Source organism: Acinetobacter sp. AS5, from assembly GCF_048957595.1.
Classification (GTDB): Bacteria; Pseudomonadota; Gammaproteobacteria; order Pseudomonadales; family Moraxellaceae; genus Acinetobacter.
Map to the genome: position 1 here is coordinate 1 of NZ_JARDAL010000145.1, position 950 is coordinate 950.

At 31.9% G+C, this 950-nt stretch carries 1 protein-coding gene and 1 pseudogene; both read right to left on the bottom strand.

Annotated features, from left to right (window positions below; all coding sequences use genetic code 11):
* Positions 1-28: 28 nt before the first annotated feature.
* Positions 29-421 (bottom strand): annotated as a pseudogene (locus tag PV763_RS17650) (transposase family protein); the annotation flags it as partial.
* Between the two features lie 37 nt (positions 422-458).
* Positions 459-863: a transposase family protein gene (locus tag PV763_RS17655; protein ID WP_159373129.1), complete on the bottom strand. Its 405-nt coding sequence runs from the start codon at positions 861-863 to the stop codon at positions 459-461.
* Positions 864-950: the final 87 nt, after the last annotated feature.

Below are 950 nucleotides of genomic sequence, written 5' to 3' on the forward strand. Positions count from 1 at the left end.
TAGACTTCCTTCATAAATCATTTTTCAATCAATTTAATTGTTTATCTTTCACCCAATCTAAATTGTATATGCCAGCAAGTAAATTAAACCGCAGGTTTAATCTTTTACGACGATTTCTATATACACAAGATAAAATCTTAAAACATTTCATCCTTCCAAATACATGCTCTACTTGAATTCGTCTACGACCAATCTCTGTATTTAACTTTTTTAATTCAGAATCTAATTTTTCAGTTTTCTTTGCTTTAGATGGCATGAGGCATCCAAAACCCAATTTTTTTATCCCTAAATACCCCTTATCAACGATAAAAAAGGGCTTAAATTTTAATTTCCTCATACTTTTTTTAAATATTTTAAAATCATGCATGCTTCCATGACTTCCACATACACTCAGTATTTCACCTGTTGTATAGTGCATAGATAGCTGAAATTTAAAGGTATGTCGCTTTTTTTTACCGCTATACCATTTCTTCTGTTTTTTTTGGACGTTGAACTAATATTTCAGTTGCATCAATCACAACAACTTCCCAATCCACTTCATCTCGATTAGGAAGTTGTTTTGGCAAGTTAAATTTTCCAGAACGGATTAAGGTATCTTCAATAACACGTGTGATACGAATTGCACTCGTTTCAGATACACCGTAACTCATACCAAGATGGAAAAATGTTCGATATTCTCTCCAATATTCTATACATAAGAGCAAACGATCTTCCAACGGTAATTTATGCGGTCGTCCTTTACCAATATGACGAGGTAAATGCTTATTTAGCTCGACCAACATGAGGTTAAATGTAGCCCAACTAACACCTGTAAGCCTACGAAACTTAACGTTTGATAATTTTTGAATATCTTTGAATTTCATCCAAGGATTATCTCTTGAATTAAATAATTTTGCTGATTAATTTAAGATCAAATAAATTGTACGTTTTTTGATTTATGACGGAAGTCT